The 19,830-nt window shown below is 32.1% G+C and carries 19 protein-coding genes; 10 read left to right on the top strand and 9 right to left on the bottom strand.

Translation table 11 applies throughout. The annotated features are described in order from the left end of the window. Positions 1 to 223: 223 nt before the first annotated feature. From ACHRVX_RS05755 to ACHRVX_RS05740, 4 genes are all read right to left on the bottom strand, one after another. Complete coding sequence (locus ACHRVX_RS05755) at positions 224 to 2,569, bottom strand: prolyl oligopeptidase family serine peptidase (RefSeq protein ID WP_395330136.1); 2,346 nt, start codon at positions 2,567 to 2,569, stop codon at positions 224 to 226. Positions 2,570 to 2,761: 192 nt separating this feature from the next. Next, positions 2,762 to 3,595: a Cof-type HAD-IIB family hydrolase gene (locus ACHRVX_RS05750; RefSeq protein ID WP_395330134.1), complete on the bottom strand. Its 834-nt coding sequence runs from the start codon at positions 3,593 to 3,595 to the stop codon at positions 2,762 to 2,764. A 139-nt stretch (positions 3,596 to 3,734) separates the two neighbouring features. Further along, the gene (locus tag ACHRVX_RS05745; protein ID WP_395330133.1) at positions 3,735 to 4,097 is read right to left on the bottom strand and encodes a DUF1801 domain-containing protein; all 363 of its coding nucleotides are present in this window, start codon (positions 4,095 to 4,097) and stop codon (positions 3,735 to 3,737) included. 315 nt (positions 4,098 to 4,412) lie between these two features. Then, positions 4,413 to 5,363, bottom strand: coding sequence for a PhoH family protein (locus tag ACHRVX_RS05740; protein ID WP_395330130.1), 951 nt, complete (start codon positions 5,361 to 5,363; stop codon positions 4,413 to 4,415). A 336-nt stretch (positions 5,364 to 5,699) separates the two neighbouring features. Here ACHRVX_RS05740 and ACHRVX_RS05735 point away from each other — a divergent pair, with 336 nt between their 5' ends. From ACHRVX_RS05735 to ACHRVX_RS05710, 6 genes are all read left to right on the top strand, one after another. Next, complete coding sequence (locus ACHRVX_RS05735; protein WP_395330128.1) at positions 5,700 to 6,527, top strand: S-adenosyl-l-methionine hydroxide adenosyltransferase family protein; 828 nt, start codon at positions 5,700 to 5,702, stop codon at positions 6,525 to 6,527. A 320-nt stretch (positions 6,528 to 6,847) separates the two neighbouring features. Further along, positions 6,848 to 7,144: a putative quinol monooxygenase gene (locus ACHRVX_RS05730; RefSeq protein WP_395330126.1), complete on the top strand. Its 297-nt coding sequence runs from the start codon at positions 6,848 to 6,850 to the stop codon at positions 7,142 to 7,144. A 226-nt stretch (positions 7,145 to 7,370) separates the two neighbouring features. Then, the gene (gldF, locus tag ACHRVX_RS05725) at positions 7,371 to 8,096 is read left to right on the top strand and encodes a gliding motility-associated ABC transporter permease subunit GldF (RefSeq protein ID WP_395330124.1); all 726 of its coding nucleotides are present in this window, start codon (positions 7,371 to 7,373) and stop codon (positions 8,094 to 8,096) included. Further along, positions 8,096 to 9,808, top strand: coding sequence for a gliding motility-associated ABC transporter substrate-binding protein GldG (gene gldG, locus ACHRVX_RS05720; protein ID WP_395330122.1), 1,713 nt, complete (start codon positions 8,096 to 8,098; stop codon positions 9,806 to 9,808). Before gldF ends, gldG begins: the two co-directional genes overlap by 1 nt. A gap of 80 nt (positions 9,809 to 9,888) precedes the next feature. Beyond that, positions 9,889 to 11,007: a DNA polymerase III subunit beta gene (gene dnaN, locus ACHRVX_RS05715; protein WP_395330120.1), complete on the top strand. Its 1,119-nt coding sequence runs from the start codon at positions 9,889 to 9,891 to the stop codon at positions 11,005 to 11,007. A gap of 378 nt (positions 11,008 to 11,385) precedes the next feature. Further along, complete coding sequence (locus ACHRVX_RS05710) at positions 11,386 to 12,015, top strand: DsbA family protein (RefSeq protein ID WP_395330118.1); 630 nt, start codon at positions 11,386 to 11,388, stop codon at positions 12,013 to 12,015. A gap of 172 nt (positions 12,016 to 12,187) precedes the next feature. On the opposite strand, the gene ACHRVX_RS05705 is transcribed toward ACHRVX_RS05710, so the two are convergent. Continuing rightward, positions 12,188 to 14,200: a M13 family metallopeptidase gene (locus tag ACHRVX_RS05705; protein WP_395330116.1), complete on the bottom strand. Its 2,013-nt coding sequence runs from the start codon at positions 14,198 to 14,200 to the stop codon at positions 12,188 to 12,190. Positions 14,201 to 14,719: 519 nt separating this feature from the next. Here ACHRVX_RS05705 and ACHRVX_RS05700 point away from each other — a divergent pair. Next, positions 14,720 to 15,127, top strand: a complete 408-nt coding sequence (locus ACHRVX_RS05700; RefSeq protein WP_395330114.1) for an XRE family transcriptional regulator — start codon at positions 14,720 to 14,722, stop codon at positions 15,125 to 15,127. Positions 15,128 to 15,260: 133 nt separating this feature from the next. On the opposite strand, the gene ACHRVX_RS05695 is transcribed toward ACHRVX_RS05700, so the two are convergent. The 4 genes from ACHRVX_RS05695 to ACHRVX_RS05680 all read right to left on the bottom strand — a co-directional run bounded on the left by ACHRVX_RS05695 (position 15,261) and on the right by ACHRVX_RS05680 (position 16,748). Continuing rightward, complete coding sequence (locus ACHRVX_RS05695) at positions 15,261 to 15,392, bottom strand: hypothetical protein (protein WP_395330113.1); 132 nt, start codon at positions 15,390 to 15,392, stop codon at positions 15,261 to 15,263. Continuing rightward, entirely contained in the window at positions 15,389 to 15,589 is a 201-nt protein-coding gene (locus tag ACHRVX_RS05690; RefSeq protein WP_395330111.1) for a hypothetical protein, read from the bottom strand. Before ACHRVX_RS05690 ends, ACHRVX_RS05695 begins: the two co-directional genes overlap by 4 nt. Positions 15,590 to 15,932: 343 nt before the next feature. Next, a complete protein-coding gene (locus tag ACHRVX_RS05685; RefSeq protein WP_395330109.1) occupies positions 15,933 to 16,349 on the bottom strand; it encodes a hypothetical protein in 417 nt (138 codons plus the stop codon). A gap of 9 nt (positions 16,350 to 16,358) precedes the next feature. Then, positions 16,359 to 16,748 carry a hypothetical protein gene (locus ACHRVX_RS05680; RefSeq protein WP_395330107.1) on the bottom strand — a complete coding sequence of 130 codons (390 nt, stop codon included), beginning with the start codon at positions 16,746 to 16,748 and terminating at the stop codon, positions 16,359 to 16,361. A gap of 719 nt (positions 16,749 to 17,467) precedes the next feature. On the opposite strand from ACHRVX_RS05680, the gene ACHRVX_RS05675 reads away from it, so the two are divergent. The 3 genes from ACHRVX_RS05675 (at position 17,468) to ACHRVX_RS05665 (ending at position 19,714) form a co-directional block, all read left to right on the top strand. Continuing rightward, a complete protein-coding gene (locus tag ACHRVX_RS05675; RefSeq protein ID WP_395330105.1) occupies positions 17,468 to 18,331 on the top strand; it encodes an MBL fold metallo-hydrolase in 864 nt (287 codons plus the stop codon). Between the two features lie 130 nt (positions 18,332 to 18,461). Further along, on the top strand, positions 18,462 to 19,283 hold the full coding sequence (locus ACHRVX_RS05670) for an AraC family transcriptional regulator (protein ID WP_395330103.1): 822 nt from the start codon (positions 18,462 to 18,464) through the stop codon (positions 19,281 to 19,283). A 77-nt stretch (positions 19,284 to 19,360) separates the two neighbouring features. Then, on the top strand, positions 19,361 to 19,714 hold the full coding sequence (locus ACHRVX_RS05665; protein WP_395330101.1) for a DUF4260 domain-containing protein: 354 nt from the start codon (positions 19,361 to 19,363) through the stop codon (positions 19,712 to 19,714). The last annotated feature ends 116 nt before the right edge of the window (positions 19,715 to 19,830 follow it).

Genomic DNA, 19,830 nt, shown 5'->3' with positions numbered 1-19,830 from the left:
TCGCAGTTTTTAGTTTTCAGTCTCGGTTTACAGTCTCGGTTTACAGTCTCAGTATTCAGTATTCAGTATTCAGTATTCAGTATTCAGTATTCAGTTGCAGTGAAAATCTTGTGTAAGCTTTGCCGAAGCTTAGTTTACGTTTTCAAAATATTTTAACCATTTCAACTGTGACTAAAAACCGCGACTGAGACTGAAAACTGTGACTGAAAACTGTGACTAAAAACTATTTAAGAAGCGTCGAATTAAACAAATTCAAAATTCTGCTATATTCGTCAATCCAGGAATAGGTTTCCTTAAATCCGTGTGATTCAACAGGGAAAGAAGCCAGACTCCAATTCTTTTTCTGTAATTCTATAAAACGTTGAGATAAACGCACAATATCTTTATACTCCACATTATCATCCACCATTCCGTGTAACATTACAAGATTTCCTTTTAAATTATCTGCATAATAAATAGGAGAACTTTTTTTGTAAGCTTCAGGATCAGTTTCAGGGAAATTTAAAATGTTCCCTGTATATCCGTGATTGTAATGTGCCCAATCTGTAACAGAACGCAGAGCAGCACCCGAAGCAAATTCGCCTGGCGTTGTCAGCATTCCCATTAAAGTAATAAATCCACCATATGAACCGCCGTAAATCCCTACTCTATTTGCGTCAATTCCGTATTTTTCTACTAAAAGTTTCTTTCCGTCAAGGTGATCAGATAAATCTTTTCCGCCCATAAAACGGTAAATTCCAGTTCTAAAATCGCGTCCGTAGCCGTCACTTCCTCTATAATCAATGTCTAAAACAGTATAACCTAAATCAGTTAACAAATTATGAAACATATATTCTCTATGATACGTACTCCAATAATTATGAGCATTTTGTAAATAACCTGCACCGTGAACAAAAATTACAGCCGCTTTATTTGCAGTTGCTGCATTTGGCGTGTACAATCTAGCGTTTACAGGAGTTCCGTCTTGCGCTTTAAACGTAATCACTTCAGGGATTTTCCATTTGTAGTTTTTAAAACTTTCAGATGTTGATGAAGAAATTTGTTGTAGAGTTGTGTTCTTTTTATTATCTGCAACATAAAAATCCCACGGAATGTTTTTATAAGAGTAACGAACTAAAAGTGATTTTTCATCAGGCGAAACTACAACTTCATGTGCTCCGTCTTTAGTTAAAATTGGTTCTAAAGATCCGCCAACAGCAGCAAGTTTGTAAAAGTTTCTATTTCCCGGATGTGTTGTATTGGTAGTTAGGTAAAATGTTTTTTTATCTTTAGATAAAGTTACATCGCGCACTTCCCAATTTCCGTTTGTCAATTGCGTTTTTGTACCTGATTTTAAATTGTAAGTGTACAAATGCGAATATCCTGTAGCTTCAGACTGAAAATAAATTGTTTCATTATCTGATAAAAAACCAAGAGTTCCCGAATCAAAAGAATACGACGGAATTCCGGGACCGGCAATCCACGCATCATCATGTTGATGTTCGATTTCTTTAAAAGTTCCGTTTTCAGGGTTTAAGCTCACCAACCATCTGTCTTTATTGTCCTGACTTCTGATTTCAACAATACCAAAAGTTCCATCTTCATTATAAACCGGAGGCTGAGCCATAATTAGTTTATCTTCTTTGGCTTTACTTTTTAGGTTATCATAGTTTTCGTAATACTTTGGAGCATCCTGAATATGACTTAAAGTTGAAAAATTAACATAATAAACGGTATCTTTTGCAACAGAATAAATTCCGAATTTTGTTTTAACCAAGTTTGATGTAGAAACTTTATTTTTAGTTTCCGGAGTTTGATTATAACCATCATCCGTTATAATAACCTCCATTTTTTCTTTTCTACTATCAGATTCTTCTACTAAACTAAATGTGGCAAAATTTCCGTTCGGGTTTGCTTTTAGATTAAAGAAATTATCTTTTCCATAAAAATATTCTTTTGCAAAATCAGATTTAACGGCTTTGTTTTTAGCAACATTCCATTGTTTTTTTGCTTCTTTATCTTTAATAAACTGAAACAACTCTTTTTGCTGTGTTTTTAAGAAAGAATCTTTTTCGGCAGGTTTTTCCTTTTTAGTTCCTTTAGAAAAATTAGTTATTTGTAAAATCGTTCCTTCTTTAGCATTGTATTTAAAAAGATTATCATTTTGTTCAAAAAATAATATTCCGGCTGCTGTTCCTAATTCAAGATTTGAAACCGGCGCACTTTGCTGAATGATTTTTTTAACTGCTTTTGTGCTGATGGTATACGAATACAAACCTCCTTTATCTGTATAATAAGCGACATCAGCATTGGGTTTTCTTTTAAAATCAAGTTTAGAAAAAACAGCTTCTTTTGGTTCAACCAAAACAGGTTTTACTGCCCCTTTTTGCCATGAATAGGTGTTTTGACCTAAATCATCCGTAGGATTCCATTCAAAATAAACTTTTTTACCATCCAAAGACCAGCGTCCGTTTGTGGGTTGATTTCCAATAAAAGATTCGCCTTTCATTATTTCTTCTAATTTCAACGTCTGGCTTTTGCCCGATATTGAAAAAATTAAAAAGGCAAGGATAAAAATGTTTTTTGTCATGGTAGTAGTTTTTTTGAGAAAACAAAAATACACTTTGAAAATTACTAAAAAAATGTTTTTGTCATTAGCTTACGAAATTCTTTGCGTATTATTCATTTAACAAAAAAAATCCCTGAAGAATTATCTTCAGGGATCTGATTTTTATCAAAACTCTAAAATTTGGATTTCAGAATCTAAAAAAATATTTTAAATTTAACTTGCAGCGAATTCTTTATTCAAAATTTCAGAAGCAATATATTTTGCAACACCATCTTCGGCATTAGTTTTAATTACTTGTAAATTAGGTAAAGTCTCTTTTAATAAGTCAGGAGCATTTCCCATAATCAAACCTTTTCCTGACGCTGATAACATTTGAACATCATTGAATCCGTCGCCAAAAGAAACTGCCTGATCTAAAGTATAACCTAATTTTTCAAGCACCATTTCAATTGCAACTGCTTTATCTATAGATTTATCCATAAATTCTAAACACGTTGGCAAACTAAAAGCATGATGCAAATGTTCTGATGAATTGGCTAAAATATCATCTTTTAATTTTACTAATTTTTCATGATTGTCGCATGAAAAGAATATTTTTATCGCGCCAAAATCTTCCAGCTTATTATAATCAACCAATTCTGGATGGTATTCTAATTTCGCCTGAAAAGCATTTAGTTTTTCGCTTAATTTATTGGTTTGCCAAACCTTTTCCTTGAATAAAACAACCGTAATTTCAGGATCAATTTCAACATTCAAAGCCGCTTTTACAACGTCGCTGTTTAAGTTGAAGGCAAAAAGTTCTTCTTTTTCAGGTGAATGGATTCTAGCTCCGTTTGAACTTACAAGATAAACAGGCACTTCAAGCGTTTCTATAATGGCCATAGCATCAAGATGATGACGACCTGTAGCAACTAAAATAAGATAACCCTGATCGTGAAGTTCCTGAAAAATTGATTTGGTGTAATCTGATATTCTGTGTTGTGGATTAAGTAAAGTTCCGTCTAAATCACTAACGACAACTTTTATATTTTTAAGATTTGAATTCATATTAAAGATCAAGTATTTATGATGTGCAAATTTACTGCTTTAACCTTAGAAGAACAAAGATTGAAAGCCATAAAAGCCCAAAATAAGCCAAGTTTATTATTTATTTAACTATTTGATTAAATAATCATTTTTAAACAATTTAAACTTTAATAATTCCAGATTTGTATAAATTCAATGCCTTAGATACGACTTTTTCAATTTGTTCCAATGGCAAATCTTTATCAAAATCCAACATTATAATTTTCATGCGTGACCGATTTTCCTGAATTAAAAATGGTTCATTAAAATGTTTTCCTTCTAAAATTCCGATATAAGGCTGTCGGAGTTTTTTATGAATCCATAGATAGCAAAACATTTTTCCTTTATAACAAAAAAACGGCATTCCGTATTTCAGGACATTTGTAATGTCTTTGTCTTGTTTTAAGATAATTTCTCTTAATGCCAAAAGTGTTCCTTTTATGGGTTGTTGTTGGTTTAGGTAGAAATCATCTAGTTGTTTCATTTTTCTAATAATGATCAAATTAAGATTTTAAATGTACATTTAGGTACAAAATGTCGGTAGTAATTAGTTTCCAAATTTATTGGCGTGCCGTAGGTACTCAACATCAAATTTTGTTGCGTACCTACGGCACGCTTAATCTTTTATAATTCATGTTTTTCTACCAATATTTTGTACCTAGCGGCACAAAACACCTATTATAAAAAATATTCGTTTTACCCATTTCTATAAAAGAACATGAATAAAACGAATATCATTAAACATCAAAACACATTTTACGATTTACATTTGACATTTGACATTTTACAAATTAAAAACCTAATCGTGATTTTCTATCTGTTTATAAGCATCAATTACCTTTTTCACCAATCTGTGACGCACGATATCTTTATCATCCAGATAAATAATTCCAATTCCGTCAACGTCTTTCAAGACTAAAATAGCTTCTTTAAGACCAGAAATAGTTCTGCGTGGTAAATCGACCTGTCCGGGATCACCCGTAATCATGAATTTTGCATTTTTTCCCATACGGGTCAAAAACATTTTCATTTGCGAATGCGTTGTGTTTTGTGCTTCATCCAGAATTACAAAGGCGTTATCAAGCGTACGACCACGCATAAATGCCAATGGCGCAATTTGTATAATTCCTTTTAAAATGTAATCTTCGAGCTTTTCGTTGGGTAACATATCGCGTAAAGCATCATAAAGAGGCTGCATATAAGGATCGAGTTTTTCTTTCATATCGCCGGGTAAAAAACCAAGATTTTCTCCTGCTTCTACCGCCGGACGCGTTAATATGATCCTTTTTACTTCTTTGTCTTTAAGCGCTTTAACTGCCATTGCAACACCTGTGTACGTTTTTCCTGTTCCGGCTGGACCAACAGCAAATACCATATCATTTTTCCTGATGGTATCTACCAATAGTTGCTGGTTAGGCGTCATGGCTTTAATTAATTTACCTCCAACACCATGAACTAATATTTTGTCATGATCTAATGATTTTTTTTCATCCTGACCATCACTCATTATTACGCGTTCAATTACATTATCGTCAATGTTGTTGTATCGGGTAAAATGAAGCATAAGTCTCTGAAATCTTTTTTCGAATTCATCTAAAACTTCTTTTTCGCCAAATGCTTTCAAAGTGGTACCTCTCGCTACGATTTTAAGCTTTGGGTAATACTTTTTAATGATTTCAAGATGAGTGTCTTGAGCGCCCCAAAAGTCTTTTGGAGCGATGTCTATGAGCTCGATAATTCTTTCGTTCAAATGAGATAATTTTAAATTAAAAATAAATCAGTTTATAATTAGTGGTTGTCGGGTTATTTTTTAGTTGACAGTTTTCAGTTTACAGTCGCAGTTCTCAGTCGCAGTACGCATTCACAGTTTCAAAACTAAAACGGAGACTATTTCAACCTTTTTATTATTGAATAAAATCGCTTTTTGTTAAAACACTGAAAACTGAAACCGGAAACTGAGACTACTCTATATTTATTGCAAATTGTCTATCCTTTCTTTCATTTTGCATTTACTATTATTAGCTTTGCATTTCTCAAATTTAATAAAAATTAGATTTAAATACTACCAATAGTTATAAACAAAATTATGTCAATAATTACCCTTACTACCGATTACGGCTTAAAAGACCACTTTGTTGGTTCGCTTAAGGGTAAAATTTTATCTGAGTATTCAGAAGCTGTAATTATTGACATTTCACATGACATAGATCCATTTAACACAGCCGAGGCAAGTTACATTCTTGGTGCCTCCTATTTAAGTTTTCCAAAAGGTACTGTACATCTTATTGGCGTTGATATAGAGCGCAATAAAGAAAATCAGCATCTTGCTATGGAATGGAACGATCACTACTTTATTTGTGCCGATAATGGTATTCTAAGTATGCTGACGCAGAAAATTGTTCCGCAAAAAATTGTAGCAATCAACATTCACGATCGTTTTGCGAGTGAATCATCTGATTTGGATATTTTTATACAAGTTGCCTGTCACATTGCAAAAGGCGGTTTATTGAATGTTATTGGTAAAGAAATTACTTCAATCAAAGAAATTACCGAGTTACAGCCTGTAGTTTCAAATGATGGAAATTCACTTAAAGGATACGTAATTTATATTGATCATTTTGGAAATATCGTAACTAACATTTCTAAACAGCAATTCTTAGAAGTTGCAAAAGGACGTCCGTATGAGATTGTAATGAAACCAAAAAGCATCAAAACAATTTTACCCAATTATTCCGCTATTGCAACATCTGAAAAATATCCCATAAAAACCTATGAAGGTGAAAAACTGGCAATTTTTAACGAAGCGGGTTTTCTCGAAATCGCTATTTTTAGAAGTAATCCTTCAAAAGTAGGTTCTGCAAACAGTTTGCTGGGATTGAATTATCGCGATGTTATTACGATTCAGTTTCAATAAAATTTTAGATTCAATGGCACACGGATTTTACTGATCAAACAGATTTACACAGATTTTCTCGTTGTTTTTGTCATTCTGAGAAACGAAGAATCTCCACAAGTAAATCTACAAAAATTAGCAATTTTCTACGCGGAGTTACTTACGAAGATTTCTCCTTCGTCGAAATGACAATATTGCAGAAAAGCATTGTGAAATAAGCTTTTCATAATATTTTAAATTTTCTTAAAAAGAACAATCAAAATTGGTATTTTTGCGCACCTGAAATGCTTTTTAGACTTCAACAAATCTAAAATCAGCAATCTAAAATCTAAAATTAAAATATGTTCATTAGAATAGTAAAAATGAGTTTTCACGCAGAAAAAATTCCGGATTTTCTGGAGAATTTTGAAAGCGTGAAAAACAAAATACGAAATGCAGAAGGAAATCGTTTTTTAGAATTGTATCAGGATAAAAATGACAAATGTATCTTTTTCACTTATAGTTATTGGGAAACCGAAGCTGATTTAGAAAATTACAGACAATCTGAACTTTTTAATACAGTTTGGAGTTTTACTAAAAAGCTATTCAATGCAAAACCGGAAGCGTGGAGCGTGGATAAATTAGTTAGTTTAGTTTAAATTGTTTCAGGTTTCAGATTATATGCTGGATCTGAAAATTGGGGCTATTTAACCGCAAAGAACGCAAAGATTATATTAAAGGTTTTTAGAAAACGTAAAGTTCGCAAAGCTTTGTCAACTTCAAACGTGAAACCTGAAACAAAATTAAGGTTCGCAAAGCTGAACTTGAAACGTGAAACCTGAAACAAAATAAACGATTAAACAAATAAACGAATAAACGTTATACATGAAATCAATCATTTTACGAGAAATAAAATCCTTTTTTGGCTCTCCTATTGGCTATTTGGTCATTGCTATTTTCTTAATTAGCAACGGACTATTTTTATGGGTATTTGAAGGAGATTACAATATATTAAATACCGGTTATGCTGATTTGACTCCGTTTTTCACATTAGCACCTTGGATTTTGATTTTCCTGATTCCGGCAGTTACAATGAGAAGTTTCTCTGATGAAAAAAAACAAGGAACGCTTGAATTGCTTTTAACCAAACCATTATCAATTTGGGAAATTGTAAACGGAAAATTTCTGGGTTCGCTCCTATTAATCGTTTTGGCAATTATTCCAACATTTATTTATGTAAAAGTAATTTCTAATTTAGGTTCACCTGAAGGAAATATCGATATGGGAAGCACGATTGGTTCTTATTTCGGATTATTGTTTTTAATTGCAGCCTATTCCGCAATCGGAATCTTCACTTCTACCCTGTCTGAAAATCAAATTGTTGCTTTTATTATTGCCGTTTTCTTATGTTTCATTTTTTATTTTGGTTTTGAAGGCCTAGCTTCATTAGTTCCAGGATATTCTAATACTATTTCATTATTTGGTATGCAGGATCATTTTAAAAGTATGAGTCGGGGCGTTATTGATACACGCGATGTTATTTATTTTTTAAGCATCACGGTATTATTTCTGTCTTTTACTGTTTATCAATTAAAATCATTTAAAGCGTAATGAAAGCATCTACTCAACAAAATATCAAAACATTAGGTATTACGGTTTTTGTTTTAATCGTTTTAAATGTATTGGGAACTTTATTCTTCCATCGCTTCGATTTAACAAAAGACAAACGATATACTTTATCCGAAACCTCTTTACAAATCGTAAAACAGGTTAAAAATCCGCTATCGATCAAGATTTACATGCAAGGCGACTTACCGGCAGATTTTAAACGTTTGCAACAAGAAACCAGACAATTACTGGAAGAATTTCAGGCGTATAACAGCAATATTGTTTTTGAATTTGTGAACCCAATGGAGAACAAAGACGAAAGCATGGATGTTGTGAAATCCTTGTATCAAAAAGGGCTTACGCCAATAAACATTACTGTTGACGATAAAGGAAAACAATCCCAGGCAATGGTTTTCCCGTGGGCAGTTGCCGTTTACAATAATAAAGAAGTTAATATTCCGTTATTGAAAAATATAATGGGTGCTTCGACAACTCAAAAAGTTATTGGGTCAATTCAGCATTTAGAATACTCGATTGCTGATGCGATTAACAAAATTTCAAAAGACCGACAAAAGAAAGTCGCCATCATAAAAGGAAACGGCGAATTAAGCGAAATTCACATTGCTAAATTATTACAGCAAATCCGCGAAAGCTATTATATTGGACCTTTTACATTGGATTCTGTTGCCAAAAATCCAACCGGAACTTTAGAAGCTTTAAAAAAATATGACTTAGCCATTATCTCAAAACCAACAGAAACTTTTTCTGATGAAGAAAAACAGGTTTTGGATCAGTTTATCATGAACGGCGGAAAAACGCTGTGGTTAATCGACCAGGTTGCCGCAGATATGGATAGTTTGTACAATCAGGCCGGAGCAACTCTGGCATATCCCAGAGATTTGAACCTTAATGACATGTTCTTTAAATACGGATTCAGAATTAATCCCGATTTAATAAAAGACGAACAAGGAAGTCCAATAAAACTGGCAACTGGCGAACAAGGAAGTGCAACACAATATCAGGATTTTGTCTGGAAATATGCTCCGCAGGTTTATCCCGCAAGCCAGCATCCGATTGTAAAAAACTTAGGCGGAATTAAATTTGATTTTGCAAGCCCGATCGACACTTTGAAAAACGGAATCAAAAAAACAGTTTTATTGCAATCGTCTCAATATTCAAAAGTAGTCGGGACACCGGTTGAAATCAATTTAAATAGTGTAACCGAAAAAACTTCCCCACAAGATTACCTCAATAAAGGAAATATTCCACTTTCTGTTTTATTGGAAGGAAATTTTCACTCGGCTTTTGAGAATCGTGTTTTACCTTTTAAAGAAAATGCATTTTTAGCAAAAGGAAAACCAAACAAAATGATCGTAATTGCCGATGGTGATTTAGCAAGAAATCAATTGGATAAAAACATGATGCCAGTGGAATTGGGTTATGATCAGCGTACAGGAAACCTTTATGATAACAAAGATTTCATGATGAATTGCGTTAATTATTTGCTGGATGATACGGGACTTATTAACATTAGAAGCAAAGATGTCAATTTGCCTTTATTAGACAAAGAGAAAGTTTATGAAAATTACAGTCTCACCCAATTCATAACTATCGGACTTCCAATTCTAATTTTATTGGTTTTCGGATTGGTATTTACATATATAAGAAAAAGAATATATAGTAAAGAGATGTTAATAAAAAAATTGCGAAACTAAGATTGTTTACGATATATTTGTAAAATCTATCTTAGCGAAAGAAAAACTAAGAAAAAGAGCAAAAAAATAAAACAAAAGAGATGAAATTTATAGTATCGAGTTCGTACTTATTAAAACAATTACAAGTTTTAGGTAGTGTAATTAACAGTAACAATACGTTGCCTATTTTAGATAACTTTTTATTTGAATTGGACAATGAGGCGTTGACAGTTTCGTCTTCGGATCTTGAAACCACAATGTCTGCTACATTATCAATCGATTCTACAAGTAAAGGAAGCGTTGCTGTACCGGCAAAACTTTTGCTTGAAATTTTAAAAACGTTTCCGGAACAACCTTTAACTTTTACAGTTGAAGAAAACAATACGGTTGAAATTAGTTCCAACTCAGGAAAATATGCTTTAGCATATGCTGCCGGAGAAGAATTTCCTAAATCAGTAAATCTTGAAGAACCATCTGTAACACTAGTTCCTGCTGATGTTTTAGCAACTGCAGTTAGTAAAACTATTTTTGCAGCCGGAAATGATGATTTACGTCCGGTAATGTCAGGAGTTTTTTTCCAGTTCTCGCCAGAAGGATTGACTTTTGTTGCTACAGATGCTCATAAATTAGTAAAATATGCACGTACAGATGTAAAAGCATCTCAGGTTGCAGATTTTATTATGCCAAAGAAACCTTTAAATATCCTAAAAAGTATTCTGGGAAGTTCTGATGCCGAAGTAAAAATCGAATACAACGATTCAAATGCGACTTTCTCATTTGATAATTATATATTAATGTGTCGTTTAATTGATGGGAAATACCCTAATTACGAAGCAGTAATTCCAAAAGAAAATCCAAACAAATTAATGATTGACCGTTCTTTATTTTTAAGTTCAGTTAAACGTGTTGCTATTTTCTCTAACAAAACTACACACCAAATTCGTTTGAAAATCGCCGGAGCCGAATTAAATGTTTCTGCTGAAGATATCGATTACTCAAACAAAGCAGAAGAAAGATTGACTTGTGATTATCAAGGAGATGATCTTCAGATTGGTTTTAACTCTCGTTTTTTAACGGAGATGTTAACCAACCTGCAATCAGATATGATTATGTTAGAAATGTCATTACCTAACAGAGCCGGGATTTTAACGCCTGTTGATGGTTTAGAAGAAGGTGAAACTGTTACAATGTTGGTAATGCCCGTGATGTTAAATAGTTAACATCAAAAGCTCTTTTTGTTACAGGGATTTTTTTTAGTTTCAAATTAAAGACATATCATTGTAAAAAAAAACATCGCTATTAACCAACCATTTTTTATACCTGGAAACCGCAATTCTTTCAAAAGATTTGCGGTTTTTTATTTGGAGGATTTTTTGATTCAAGTTTTAATTTGTTTCAAGTTTCAGGTTTCAAGTTTTTCCTGGATTGTGTGGATTGTGTGGATTTTACCGCAAAGCGCGCAAAGTTTTTTCCAGCGTTAACGTTTACAAACGCAAAGTTCGCAAAGCTTTGAGTGAAAACTTTGCGAACTTTGCGTAAACCTTAGCGCACTTTGCGGTTAAATTTAAAACCTGAAACTTTTTTTCTAACTTTGTACTATGAAAATAGAAATTTGGTCGGACATCATGTGTCCGTTTTGTTACATCGGAAAAAGACAACTGGAAACAGCTTTAGCTGAATTTCCTAATGATGAATTTGAAATTGAATGGAAAAGCTTTCAGCTTGATCCAACTATTACCCCTCAATCCGGTAAAGATTTTTATACGTTTTTAGCCGAGCGAAAAGGTATGTCGGTTGAACAATCTATAGAAATGCATAAAGGTGTAACAGAGCGCGCAAAAAGCGTTGGTTTAAAGTATCATTTTGATAAAGCCATTATCTCAAACTCTTTAACTTCACATCGTATTATACAATTGGCTAAGACCAAAAAATTAGGCGATGCAATGGAAGAAGTTTTCTTTAAAGCGTATTTTACTGACGGGCGAGATTTAAATGACGGACCAACTTTAATAGAATTGGCTGTAAAAGCTGGTTTAGATCAGAATCAGGTTTTAGAAGTTTTAAAAGATGAAAACTTATTTTTAAAAGAAGTTCAGAACGATATTACCGAAGCTCAGGAAATTGGGGTTCAAGGAGTTCCTTTCTTCGTTTTTGATCGAAAATATGCCGTTTCCGGAGCGCAGCCTGTTGAGGCTTTTGTGAATACGATCAAAGAAATGCAAAAGTAATTTTAGATTTGATAGAAGTAAAAAACTAAAGTAGTACAAAACTTGTAATCCTGCACAAAATAAAAAAACGAGTTAAATATTGATTATCAATATTTAACTCGTTTTTTGCTTTTTTCATTTGAATTTTATGCGATGCTTTGTCCACCTTTGTAAAAGCCAGTTGGTTTTTATACTACCAAATTGTTATTCTGTCTTTCTTTGGTAAAAACATTTTATCTCCAGATTTTACATGAAATGCTTCGTAAAAAGGAGTAGTATTCATTAGAGGACCATTAACACGCCAATTTGGTGGAGAATGCGGATTATTGTTAATCCACAAACGCAGGAATTCATCTTTCATTTTTACTCTCCATATTTTGGCTATAGAAATAAAGAATCGCTGATCTGGAGTAAAACCATCAATTTTTGTATTTCCTTTTCCTTGTTCGGTCATTTTAAAAGCATCATAAGCAACTGCTATTCCGGCAATATCCGCCGTATTTTCGCCAACAGTCATTGCCCCATTAATATGTAGATCGCCTAAAACGGTATAGGTACTGTATAAATTGATAACCTGTTGTATTTTTGACTTAAACTTTGCATAATCTTCTTTTTTCCACCAGTTTTTCACGTTACCATCCTTGTCATATTGCGCACCCTGATCATCAAAAGTATGGGTTATTTCATGACCTATAACCATTCCAATACCTCCATAGTTAAGCGCATCATCTGCATTATTATCAAAATATGGTGGTTGTAAAATACCTGCAGGAAAAACAATTTCATTTGCAGTAGGGTTATTATATGCCGTAACTGTTGGAACTGTAGTATACCATTCTGATTTGTCAACTGGTTTGCCCAATTTTGCCAATTGAAATTGATATGCAGCTGTAGCGGCCGAAACCATATTCTCAAAGTAAGTATTTCTGGCTATTTTCACCTTACTATAGTCTTTCCATTTATCGGGATATCCTATTTTTTTAGTCATGGCTGCCAATTTTTCCTTCGCTTTTTGTTTGGTATCCTGACTCATCCATTCCAGTTTATCAATTCTTTGGGCATAAGCTTTTTGCAAATTATTCACGAGGATTAACATACGTTTTTTGGCATCTTCAGAAAAATATTTTTTCACATACAATTCTCCTAACGCTTCACCTAAGTAACTATCAAGGACATTCGCCATTTTTTCGCCACGTGATTTTTGAACAGCCTGACCAGAAAGTACTTTGGTATACTCAAATGAGGCATCAGCAAAAGGTTTACTTAAATCATCTGCATATCTTTCAATAGAATTTGCTTTAAGGTAAATTTTCCAATTACTAATTGGGATGGTTTTCAAGAGCTTATTAAGAGCATCATAATAGGCAGTCTGACCTACATTAATAGAATCCGTTTTAGCCCCTAAATTATTTAAAAAAGTAGTCCAGTCAATGTTGGGATGTCTTTTTACAAGATCTGTCACAGCCAGTTTATTATAATTGGCATGTACATCGCGAAGTTCAACTTTTGTTTTATGCGAAACGGCGAGTTTTTTATCAATATCGTAAACCAAATTAGCATTCTTTTTAGCCTCACTGGCATTACTGCCTGTTTGCTGAAATAATGTAGCAAGATACTTTTTGTACGATTCCTGTATGGCAACAGTTGATGAATCTGATTTGAAATAATAGTCCCTGTCAGGCAAACCAATACCTGTTTGATAAATTTGGGCAATGTTCATACTGCTGTTTTTATCATCGGGCGATACTCCAAAAGCTATAATAGAAGAATTGCCCCCTTTTACTTCATTAACTACAAATTTCATTAACGAAGGTAAATCGCTAATTGCTTCAATTTTAGCAAGTAAGGGTTTAATAGGTGTGTAGCCGCGTATGTCAATGGTTAGAGTATCCATACCTGATGCATAAAAATCTCCTACCTTTTGTGCGGTACTTCCTGCCGGATTGTTGCTTTTCGAAATACTGTCTAATATTCCCTGAAGGCGCATTCGTTGTGGGTAATTCATAAACATATAGGCACCAACACCGGCTTGAGATGGAGGTATTTTTACAGAATCATACCATTTTCCATTTACATATTTAAAAAAATCGTCACCAGGCCGCAATGTGGAATCTATTCCGGTGATCGCAATATTTTTTTCTCCCTGATGTTTTGAGCAAGCTGTAAAAGCTAAGAATGCAATTAAGAGGATTAATGATTTTTTCATAATCTGGATGATTTCTATTAAATGAATTGAAAAACGTTTAAAAGCGGCTATTTTAAAATATAAGATGCCCGACATAATTAATTTAGCAGAACAATATACGAATTCGGTTTTTAATTCTGAAATTTTGTTAGAATTACCAATCATGAAGTGACTGAGAACTAAGATGATCGAAAAGTTTTATTTATTATCCAACAAGCGATTATATCGGGATTTAATCAATAAACGAGTTTTAATATTGGGGACAAGGCAAAATTGTTCGAAATACCTCCCCTTCTATCCTGAATAATAATTATTTCTTTTGTCTTTACTTAATCTTTTCTTTTTTCGTCAGTAAAGAATGATGAAAAACAGTTTCACAGCGTAGAGATTCTTGTACTTCCTGTTTTTTCTGGTATTCAAAAAATCGATATAATATCTGACAAAAAAAATGTTTTACGGGATATTTTTTTATCTTTGAAATTCAGGATTTTTAATCGAAATGGCTTTATCTTTGAGCCTTTAGAAAAATTGATATTTGTTATGGAACAGAAAATACATCAGGGAAGAAACATAAAACGTTTTAGAGAAATGCTTAACATAAAACAGGAAGCATTAGCTTATGATCTGGGCGAAGAATGGAATCAAAAGAAAATTTCAATGCTGGAGCAAAAAGATGTAATCGAAGACAGACTACTGAAACAAATTTCGGCAGTATTAAAAATTCCTGTTGAAGCTTTTCAGAATTTTGATGAAGAGCAGGCAATAAATATTATTTCTAATACTTTTGATAACGGAGCTTTCTTAAATACAGGTAATAGTTCAACATTTAATGTTAATCCTATCGAAAAATTGATCCAACTTCACGAAGAAAAAATTGCATTATATGAGCGTATGTTGAAAGAGAAAGATGAAATGATGGTGAGGCTTGAAAAATTAATTACTAAATAAAGATATATTAATTCTATAAAGAGACTTTTGAAGTCTCTTTTTTTGTTTTGGAACAGTATTTACGGGTAAGAAGTCAGGAGTTATTCGCACAGTTTTTCATAAGAATTATTCGGATAGCAGGGATTTTTAAATTCTACTTTCTAATTCTTATTCCTTGTTCTTGTAATTTTAATAATGCGATGGTTCCTGACATATCTTTTCCTTCAGAAGAATAAAAATCTATATCTTGAAACTCTTGTTGTCCTCTAGATTCCCAAACAATCATTTTTTTAGAATACTACTTAGGACTTGTTCAGAAGTGTACGTTTTAGCCGTTCCTTCTTTTACATCATCAATACGATTCTGTATATTTTCTTTATATTCATAAACAGAAAAAGCTTTACCATTCAGAGTATATCCGACTATTATTTCTTCTTGATTTTTTGTTTTAAACATCATTCCATCTTTTGCTAAATTTTTCAATAGAGATAATTGTGTTTTGTTATTGATGTAATATTATGGCTTTCATTATTTTAAAGTTTTTACAAATTTAGTTGTTATTCTATTACTATTGTAAAGATAGAATATACTAATTCTTTATACAGTAATTTTTAATTAAACCCCGATCGCGTGGATTTGAAATCCGTGACCACAAAGTATATCTAAAAGAAAATCCAGTTATTATTAATTTAAAAACGAGCACCGAAAGAATTTCCGCGCTATCGTTGCGCGCATATTAGATCGATCAGGTTCGTTTCCGACACGAGCTGTTAGTATGGCGCGAGCCGTTACGATTGTTATTGTTTTCACCAGCTAAGAGCAAAAGTTATAACCAATAATCTAGTTTTTCAAAATTTTCAAAGTCAAAATTTAGTGTATCTGTTTCTTTTATAATTTGAAAAATATTTGATTTTTTATATTTTATTAACTTGTAGGGAGGTTCTATTTCTGAAACATCAGGTTTATAAATATAAACATTTTGAAACAATTCTTTATTTTTAGTTTTGTTAAATAACCATTTTGGTTTAAGTTTTTCATAAATTAATTTACTGCTTTTATACAAAACTATAGAGTCATTTAAAACTAAAGCCTTATTATTAATAGCTATTTTTTCTACGTTAATATTTATACTATCATTAAAATTTAAAAAATAAAAATCTTTTTCTTTGTGATTATTAGTATTGCAATTAAAAAATACAATCACAATAATTAGCGTAATTATTAATCTTAAAATTTTTATCATAAGTTATTATTAATTTATTCTAAATTTTAAAGTATCATTGTCTTTGATTAAACTTAAAACATTTGAATTCTTTTTTTTATATAATTGAAAAGGTCTTTTTATTTTATAAATATCTAACAATATTTGACCATCGTCATCAATAAGTATTGTACCATCATTAAGAGTCATATTTTGTAAAATTAAATTCTTAGAATTATTATTTTTTTGCAAAAAAACTCCTCCAGAATAATAATATTCTTTATTTAATATATAACCATTCTCTGATTCTATTTGATAAACTATAAAATCAAATTCAATATTAGAATTAATTTGTTTGTACTTCTTATGATTACCTATATATTCACAAGCATAAAGGACTAGAATTAATCCAACTAATATAATTGATTTATAATATTTCATTTTACTTACCATATTTTTATGTCTGTTTATATTCCATTTCCCCTTGATCCTATCGCGCGGTTTTGTAATCCTTGCCCGCAAAGTATATCCTAACAGATTTAAAAGAAAATTCAGTTAACACTCGATCTCTCGGATATTCGCAACGATAACACGGAAATTCTTTTGGTGCCCGTTTTTAAATTAATAAAAACCATTAGTTTTTTTATTTTTCAATTCGGTTCCATTTTTTATTTTTATAGTGATAAATTGGTAGTGGATAGGTTTTCGTACAAGTAAATGTAAAACTATAATCAAGAAACAACTACTAATTATAATAATTAGAAAAAGTCCAAAAAACATATGATTTAGTTTTTTCATAAATTATCTCATTAACTGAATTCTATAGTTTTTCGGCAAAATAACCGCCAACTTGTATATATGCCTTTAGATAGATATATCTGCTAAATATTAGTGTTTATTACATTCAAAAATAGATTTTTTATTTCATAAATCATCAAATGGGCTCTTTATTTGTTGATACTATTCGTACTAACATAGGGGTAAATTTCGTTGTTCTTGCTGCTATAATGACCTAATAATTCAACAAAATCATTTCTTAAAAAAGTTTACTAAATGGTCTTGACATTTCATTAACAGTGATTGTCTAGCCGTTAACAACATAGTATACATCTCTTAAATATATTTGTCGAAATACTAACCATTAAAATTAATTATAGAATATGACAGTTAAAAAAGTAAGTCCCTCTTTTTTATGGGTTTTAATCTCTTTGGCAATTTGTGGAACTTCATTTTCACAAAAACCAAATTACGAAGTATATGCTCTAAAATTTGCATCTACAGGAAAACTACTTCCATTATCGGTAAATGTTTTAAATGCTCCTGAAAACGAAACCGTAGATCCTGCTTTTATTTTTTGGCTGATAAAAGACAATCAGGGTAAAAACATCTTAATTGATGCCGGTTTTTTACCAGACATACCGCAAGTAAAAGATTTTGGAATCGCAAAATATATCCAACCCGATGCCCTGCTCACGGCACTTCATGTAAAGAAAGAAGACATTACTGATATTATTCTAACGCATCCGCATTGGGATCATATGGGTGGTATTGATTTATTTCCGAATGCACATGTCTGGATTCAAAAAGAAGATTACAATTATTTTGTTGGAGGGGCATGGCAGGAAGAAGGACACAATGGAGGTTTTAATAAAGAAGATGTACACAAAATAATCGAACGAAATCTGGAAGGAAAACTTACTCTTATCAATGGCGATGATCAGGAAATAATTCCCGGAATTATAGCTTATACAGGTTCACGACATACTTTTGACTCACAGTATATTTTAATAAAAAGTGGTGCTGACAAAATAATAATTGCTTCAGATAATGTTTTTACCTATTATAATTTAGAACAATTAAAATCTGCTCCGGCACATGCCACTTTTGATGCAGATGGATATATCAACGCCATGATCAGAATGAAGACATTAGTTTCTGACGTTAAATTTATTATTCCCGGGCATGATAATTTATTGTTTTCGAGATTCCCGAAAATAACCGAAAATATAATTCAGATTAAGTAAAATCCCTTGATAGTACTAATAAAAAATCCTGCAAAAACTTCATTCTACTAGTTTTATGTATAGATTTACAAATAATTTTTAAAAATTGAAATCAAAAACTCTTGCTTATCATTAGCAAGCCGATAGAGATATGAAAAAACAAAATTCAGAATATAATGACTTCAGAATTGCTGTGCCTGCAGCGTATAATGAAGTTTTCTCGCATTTTTATTTTGTCGAAAATAAATGCGGTAAAGTGATCTCCAAAACTTTACTCCCCTCCTATCAAACTATTTTGATTTTCAACTTTGGTGCAAAACCCTCTTTTTCTAGCCAATTTAACAATCCTATTGAAATAGATAAATATTTAATCCTGGGACCAATTAAACAGGCATTTGATTATTCCTTGCCGCCCCAGGCTGAAATATTGGCGCTCAACTTTAAAAATGATGCATTTTACCGTTTTTTTGGTAATATTAGCATGGCTGAACATCTGCCAATAAATCCTGACGAACTATTAAATAACAATTGCTTTGCTGTTTTGTGGCATGAACTCAACAAAATTAGTGATATCAATGCAAGAGTAGATCATATTCTGAAATTTTGCGAACCCTATTTACAACATCGAAATAAAATTGCTGAACAATTGGCAAACTTCAAAGCACAAAGCTTAGATTCGATAAAATCTGTTGCGATACAAAATTCTCAGACGCAACGTAATACACAACTGCAGCATAAAAAACATTTTGGTTATTCTGCCAAAGAAGTCAGTCGGTACGAAAGATTTTTAAAAACAATCGATTACCTGCAAAATATAGCTTTACATACTTCAAAAGTCGATTGGCTTGATGTGGTGACAGAATGCGGTTATTATGATCAAAGTCAACTTATAAAAGATTTTAAGCACTATATTAATTTAAGTCCTACTAAGTACATCAAGTTCCAGCAGAATATTTGCAATCCCGTATCCTGATTTCGTTTTGATACAATTTTAGTCAATGTTGACCTTTTACATTTGCTCCATAGTATTAAACTAAAAAAACAGAAATTATGGAAATTCTAATTCAACTTGAAGAGCTAACGATGTTTGTTGGCTGCATTTACTTATTCTCCCGTTTAAATTTAAAATGGTGGTGGTTTCCGCTATTATTAATACTTCCTGATCTTGGAATGATGGGATATCTAGTCAATCCTGCAACAGGTGCATTTACGTACAATATTGTTCATTTTAAAGGTGTTGGTGTTGTTATTGGACTTTACGGACTGGCAAAAAACAATCGTAAATTAATGCTCGTTGGTATAATCCTACTCGCCCATGCCACTATGGACAGAGCTATAGGTGCTGGTCTAAAATATCCTGATGGATTTTGGCACACCAATTTAAGCTCAAAAGTATTTTGGTAGTTATAAAAAAACACCACATAAAGGGAAGTTAAATTGCATCAACAAAAATACAATTTGTGATTTAATTTTCTTTCCAAAAAAATGCCCTCAAATTGTGTACGACATTTTGGGGGCAT

It is taken from the genome of Flavobacterium sp. FlaQc-47, from assembly GCF_044006475.1.
Classification (GTDB): Bacteria; Bacteroidota; Bacteroidia; order Flavobacteriales; family Flavobacteriaceae; genus Flavobacterium.
This window is presented reverse-complemented; position numbering and strand designations above follow the sequence as displayed.